At 29.4% G+C, this 7,055-nt stretch carries 4 protein-coding genes; all 4 read left to right on the top strand.

The genetic code is table 11. The features are described from left to right. Nucleotides 1-575 precede the first annotated feature (575 nt). The 4 genes from hisS (at nt 576) to ftsH (ending at nt 7,047) form a co-directional block, all read left to right on the top strand. Nucleotides 576-1,868, top strand: a complete 1,293-nt coding sequence (hisS, locus tag CHTY_RS01790; RefSeq protein WP_203552216.1) for a histidine--tRNA ligase — start codon at nt 576-578, stop codon at nt 1,866-1,868. Continuing rightward, complete coding sequence (gene aspS, locus CHTY_RS01785) at nt 1,858-3,582, top strand: aspartate--tRNA ligase (protein WP_203552215.1); 1,725 nt, start codon at nt 1,858-1,860, stop codon at nt 3,580-3,582. The genes hisS and aspS overlap by 11 nt, the downstream gene beginning before the upstream one ends. An 84-nt stretch (nt 3,583-3,666) precedes the next feature. Beyond that, nucleotides 3,667-5,022, top strand: a complete 1,356-nt coding sequence (gene tilS / locus CHTY_RS01780; protein WP_203552214.1) for a tRNA lysidine(34) synthetase TilS — start codon at nt 3,667-3,669, stop codon at nt 5,020-5,022. Nucleotides 5,023-5,076: 54 nt separating this feature from the next. Further along, complete coding sequence (ftsH, locus tag CHTY_RS01775) at nt 5,077-7,047, top strand: ATP-dependent zinc metalloprotease FtsH (protein WP_203552213.1); 1,971 nt, start codon at nt 5,077-5,079, stop codon at nt 7,045-7,047. Nucleotides 7,048-7,055 lie beyond the last annotated feature (8 nt).

The following is a 7,055-nucleotide window of genomic DNA, read 5'->3' as shown; positions in this document are numbered from 1 at the left end:
TAACTGTGTTAAGTGCTGGTTTACCACTTGCTACTACAGAAGGTAATAATAAGGTAATTAAAAGAATAGAAAATAGAAAGAGTAATTTGTGAAAGCTTGAATTTGTTTTAGAAATAATATGTTTGTTATTGGACATTTGAATTTACTTGATTTCTCCTTTTTTATTTTAATATATATGATTGCTCCTTCAACGAAAACAACAACCATTAACTATGATTATACACGAAAAAGAACAAAAAAACAACTTTTATGCTCAAAATTAATATTTATTTTTGTTTTTTTGAGAATGGTTGCTCTTTTAATAAAGGACAACCATTAATTACAATTATACACGAAAAAAAAACAAATTTTATACTCAAAATTAGTATTTATCTTTTTTATTATTGATAATTATCTTAAAATTAATTAGTTATATTAAATACAATTACCTATTTGCATCATTTAAAGGTTTTATTGAATCAGTTTTGATATAATAATAAGTAAGATTGTTTAAAAGATAATCAAAGTAATAATTGTTAATTGAAAAAAATTATATTATTTTAATGAAATAATAAAGAAAATAAGGAAAGGCAAATATGTTTCGTAAAATTAAAGGTACTGCTGATTTATTACCAGAACAAATAAGATGTTGGCAAAAAGTAGAAACTCATATCCGTCATCTTTTTGCCAAATATCATTTGCAAGAAATAAGAACTCCTATTATTGAATATCAAGGTGTTTTTGAACGTGCTGCCCAACATTCAGAAATGGTTTCTAAAGAAACTTATTCTTTTCTTGATAAAAAAAAGCGTTGGTTAACCTTAAGGCCAGAAGGAACTGCTGGAATAGTCCGTAGTTATGTGGAAAATAAATTAGATAAAACATCACAATTATATAAGTTTTTTTATTATGGTCCTTGTTTTCGTTATGAAAGACCTCAAAAAGGGCGTTACCGACAATTTCATCAAATGGGAGTAGAAATGTTAGGTTTAAGTTCTCCTTTTTTAGATATAGAAGTGGTTACTTTAGCTTATGAAACTCTTAAATCTTTAGGGATTAAGAATCTTAAAGTTAACATTAATTCTTTAGGAGATCAAAGTAGTTATCATCATTATCTTCAAGTTTTTAAAAATTATTTACAAAACAAGCATCATCATTTATGTTCTTTGTGTCAGGAAAGAATGCATAAAAATATTTTACGAATTTGGGATTGTAAAGTTTGTTACTGTCAACCTTTTTTAAAAGAGGCTCCTAAAATGTTTAATTATCTTACTAAAGAAGCTAACCAGAGGTTTTTAAAAGTACTTGATGGTTTGAAAGCAAGTCAAGTTAATTTTGACATTTGTCATGATTTAGTAAGAGGATTGGATTATTATACTCATACGGTTTTTGAAATAGTAGTTGTCAATAACGATCATCAAGAGGTTTTAGGCGGTGGCGGTTGTTATGATCATTTAGTATCTAATTTTGGTGGCGATCAAACTCCAGGCATAGGATTTGCTTTGGGGATGGAGAGAATTATGTTAGCTTTAACTCAAACATCTTTTTGTCAACCAGATCAATGCTTTGTTTTGGATATCTTTTTGTTATCCTTAGATCCTTGTTTTTTTGACCAAGCTTTTGCTTTAGTTCAAACTTTACGTCATCAAGGGTTTAAAACTACTTTTAATTATGTTTTTCTTCCCTTTGCTAAAGCTTTAAAACAAGCTTTTAAAACCAATCCACGTTATCTTCTTATTTTAGGAGAACAAGAATTTGTAAATGGGCAGATTACTATTAAAAACACTGTTACTAAAAAGCAAGCAACTATCCTTCAAAAAGATATGATTCTTTATTTAAAACAATCAAGCAACAAAGCAAGGAGAATAATTAAAATAAATGAAAAGTAAATATAGTCATCAAAATAATCAATTAAATAGTCATCATATTGGCGAACAGGTCTTTTTAAAAGGTTGGATTTTTCGTAAAAGAAATTTGGGGAAAACTCTTTTTTTAGATTTACGTGATGTTTCTGGGGTAGTGCAATTATTAGTTAAAAATGAACATCCTCAATATGATCAAATGTTAAATCTTAAATTGGAAACTGTTATTGAAATTAAAGGTTTAGTAGTTGAAAGAAGCAATAAAAACCCTAATATGTTAACAGGTGAGATTGAAGTGTTAGTTTCAGCTTGTGATATTTTAAATGAAGCCCAAATCCTTCCTTTAAATGTTTTTCAAAGTCAAACTAGCTTGGAAGAAACAAGATTAAAATATCGTTATTTAGATTTACGCAATCCGGAAGTAAAACATTTTTTAATTCAAAAACATCATATTACTCAAAGTATTCGTCAAACTCTTTTAAAAAATGATTTTTTCGAATTAGAAACCCCTATTTTATCCAAATCAACTCCTGAAGGAGCAAGAGATTATTTAGTACCTTCTCGTATTTATCCTGGTAATTTTTATGCTTTACCACAATCACCACAACTGTTTAAACAACTGTATATGATTGGTGGTTTTGAAAAATATTTTCAAGTAGCTCGTTGTTTCCGTGATGAGGATTTAAGGGCTGATCGTCAACCTGAATTTACTCAAATTGATCTTGAATTATCTTTCTGTTCCCAAGAAGAGATTATGGAGTTAACAGAAGAAATTATAGTTAATTTATTTGATCACATTTGGCATCAAAAATTACCTTCTCCTTTTATGAAATTAACTTATCAAAAAGCTTTAGAGCTTTATGGAACTGATAAGCCGGATCTTAGAAATCCTTTGAAAATCGATAACTTTAACCTTTTTTTTACCAAAGATGCTTGGAATAATAAGCTTTTTGGTAATACTTTGGTTAAAGGGTTTAAAGTGGCTACTAGTCCTTTGTTAACAAGACGTAAAATAAGCGAATATCAACTTTTTTTTGATCGTGATTTTGGTTTGAAATTATTCACTTTTAATAAAAAAAATGATAAAATTATAGGTGGAATATCTCAATTTATTAAGGATGATTCTTTTTTAAATAATGAAGAAACCTGTTTTTTAGTTTCTGGCAAAAAAGAAAAAATTCAGCCAGCGTTAGGTATTTTTAGAAATAAATTGGCTCTTGATTTAGCTTTAATTGATTATCAAAAAGAAGCTTTATTGTGGATCGTTGATTTCCCTTTATTTGAATCTCATGAACCAAACCCATCTAACCTTAATAGCGATAGACTTTATTCGCTACATCATCCTTTTACTGCTCCTTGTGACCTTCAAGTATTACAAGAAGAACCTCATCAAGCTTTAGCCATGGCTTATGATTTAGTATGGAATGGTTATGAGGTGGGAGGCGGTTCTTTAAGAATTAATAATCCTCAAACTCAAGCGATTATTTTTAAACTTTTAGGTTTTGATCAAAAAGAAGTAACAAAACGTTTTGGTTTTTTCATGGAGGCTTTAAAATATGGGACTCCGCCTCATGGTGGATTGGCTTTAGGACTTGATCGTTTGGTGATGTTATTTACTAAAACTAATAATATTCGTGATGTAATTGCTTTCCCCAAAACACAAAATGCGAAAGATTTAATGTTAGAAGCCCCTAGTTTAGTGGATGATGAACAATTAAAGACTTTAAAAATTAAAATTTAAATATTAATCATATTTAGATAATATTTAGATAATATTTAGATAATATTTAGATAACAGGGGTTAGAGAGGCTTTAATTAGTTAATATGAAACTATCTTCAAAATTAGATCTTCAAGCAACTTATATTATCGCTGTTTCAGGCGGGGTTGATTCGATGGTTTTATTAGATTTTTTGCGGTCACAAAATATTACTTTAAAGGTAGTTCATTTTAATCATTTAATGCGCCCAGAAGCTTTAGAAGACAAACGGTTAGTACAAAGTTATTGTATAAATCACAATATCCCCTTTCATTATTTTAAACTTCACCTAACTAAAGCAGATTTTCAAAATAAAGCACGTTTATTAAGACAAGCTAAATTACAACAAATAGCATGTTTGTATCATACTTCCAAAATTATAACAGCACATCATTTAGATGATTTAGCCGAAACTATTTTAATGAAATTGGGTCGTGGTAGTACTTTGTTAGGTTATAGTGGAATGCAACCACAACTATTCATTAATAAGTTTGTTTTTTTAAAACCTTTTTTATATACAACTAAAAAAGAAATTATGGCTTATGCTAAAACTTATCAAGTCCCTTTTTTAGAAGATAAAACTAATCAAGAAACTATTTATCAAAGAAATTATATCAGGCATCGTGTTATCCCTTATTTACAAGAAAAGACTGCTTTTTTGGCTAATGTGAAACGTTTTTCTTGTCAACTTTTAGAAACACATCATTTTATTAGAAAAACTACTCTTGCCTTTATTAAAGAACAACAATTAGATCACAGACAACAAGGGCAACAAAGTAGTTATGTGTTGTTACCTTCAAACAAAACCATTCAAACCCAAACTAAATCCAACAGCGCCAACCCACCTTTGTTTGATCTTAAATCTTTTTTACTGCTTGATATAGTTATTCAACAAGATATTATTCTTTTTTTATTAGAACAAGCTAATCTTAATAAAAATTTTGGTTTAATTAAAAGCATAGTTAAAGGATTAAATAACCCCCTTAAACCTAATTTATCTTGGTGTCTTCATTTAGGATTTTACTTGGTTAAAAGTTATTTTTGGTTTGGATTAATGACTTGCAACAACTTAGGTATGAAAACAAACAACAACTTGAAACCCCCTTTACTTGCCGCTTCCTCTTGCTCCGCTGCTGTTGCTTTCTTTTCTTCCAAGATACAACCTATTAGTTATGATAGTCACCATATTATACTCCCTTTAACTATTCGTCATAAAAAAAACGGTGACATATTAAAATTTCCTTTTGGTACTCAAAAATTAAAAACTTTTTTGATTAATCGCAAAATATCGTTGTTACAAAGAAACAATTTGTGGTTAGTAGTTGATGCTTCTAATAATATTTTATGGATCCCTAATTTATATATTAATCAAGTTCTAGGAACTAATAAATGTCTTTATTTAGCTTTAAAAGACGATATTTAATAATATTTATATAAAATTGATAATTTATCAATTTAGATGAAGGAAGGTGTTTTTATGGCTTTTTTAGATAAAATTTTTAAAAAATTTAATATCTATGTTTTATATGTTGCCTTAGCTGCAATAATTGTTACTTTTGGTTATTGTTTTTTTACTAAAAAAGAAAGTGATGATAAAGGAATTAAAGGATTGCAAGAATTATTAAAAAGCGGTCAAGTTCAAAAGATAACTTATGCCCCTCATCCTGCATCTACCTTTATGGATATAACAGTTGTTAAAAAAGATAATAAAAAAATTGATTATTCTTATGTTCCTATGGGTATTTTATTTGATAAAGAGGGGAACTCTCAGACTTCTTATGATTTTCCAATCACTTCTACAAGTGTCGAACCTTTTTGGGGTTATGCTCCTGTTATCAATGTTGCTTGGTTTTGCTTAAAAATTATTATTATTTATTGTTTTTATCTTCTCTTTTCTGATGTGATTGAACAGTTTGGTAATGAGATTATGGATAAAAAAGGTGGTAAAAAGCGCAGAGTTGTCCTTAATCAAAAAAGATTTACTTTCAAAGATGTTGCAGGCGCTGATGAAGAAAAAGAAGAAATGTCAGAATTAATTGATTTTCTAAAAAATCCTCGTAAATATACCGCTATGGGCGCAAGAATCCCTAAAGGAGTATTGTTATATGGACCTCCTGGAACAGGGAAAACCTTACTGGCCAAAGCAGTAGCAGGAGAAGCAGGAGTTCCTTTCTTTGCCTCTTCTGGTTCTGATTTTGATGAAGTATATGTTGGTTTAGGAGCATCACGAGTAAGAGATCTTTTTAAAGAAGCTCAACTTGCAGCTCCGTGTATTGTCTTTATTGATGAAATTGAAGCAATTGCTCGCAAAAGAGGAGCTGTCATGACTAGTGGCGGTGGTTCAGAACAAACCTTAAATCAGCTTTTAGTCGAAATGGACGGCTTTAACCAAAAAGCAGGTGTTATCGTTATTGCTGCTACTAACCAACCAGAAGCCCTTGATGCAGCTATTTTAAGACCAGGAAGATTTGATCGTCATTTTAATATTGCCTTACCTAATGTGAAAGATCGTGAAGCTATTTTAAAATTACACGCTAGTAATAAAAAGTTAGCTCCTGAAATTAGTTTAGAAGAGTTAGCCAAACAAACTCCTGGTTTTAGTGGTGCTCAATTAGAAGGAACTTTAAATGAAGCAGCTTTATTAGCTACTCGTAGAAACGCTTCTTTCATTAATAAAAAAGATATTAGTGAAGCTTTAGATAGAGTATTAATGGGTCCTGCTAAAAAATCACGTAAATATATTGATAAAGAAAAACGTATGGTAGCCTATCATGAAGCAGGACATGCTGTTATTGGTATTAAAATGCCTTTTGCTCAAATAGTTCAAAAAATTACTATTATTCCTCGTGGAAATGCTGGTGGTTATAACTTGATGTTGCCTTTAGAAGAAACTTTCTTTTCATCTAAAAAAACTCTTTTAGCCCAAATTACTTCTTTTTTAGGTGGTAGGGTGGCTGAAGAATTAATGTTTGATGATGTTTCTAGTGGTTCTTTTAATGACTTTAAACACGCTACTCAAATAGCTAAATTAATGGTTACTAAATATGGTATGAGTGATTTAGGACCAGTACAATATTCAGGTAATGATTTTCAAAATGACTTTTCTGATCCTAAAGGGTTAGAAATAGACCAACAAATTCAAAAAATTATTGTTAATTGTTTTCAACAAGCTAAAAAGATTATTGAAGATAATAAAGATTTATTAACCACTATTGCTCAATATTTACTTGAAATTGAAACTCTTACTAAAAAAGATATTGATGAAATTGTTGCAACTGGTAAAATTAGTTGGTGGGAAAAAGAAAAAGAATTAGAAGCTTTCAAAGATGCTCCAAAACAAAATGATCAAGGTAATGTTTTAGAAGTTGATGTTGTTAAAGTAGAAAATTCAGAAATTGATAACACCTCTGCTCTAACTCCCAATCATGAACAAAATAATCAAGAATAATTATAGCT

It is taken from the genome of Candidatus Phytoplasma meliae, from assembly GCF_016876135.2.
The sequence above is the reverse complement of the archived record's forward strand: the minus strand, read 5'-3'. Positions and strand labels throughout refer to the sequence as shown.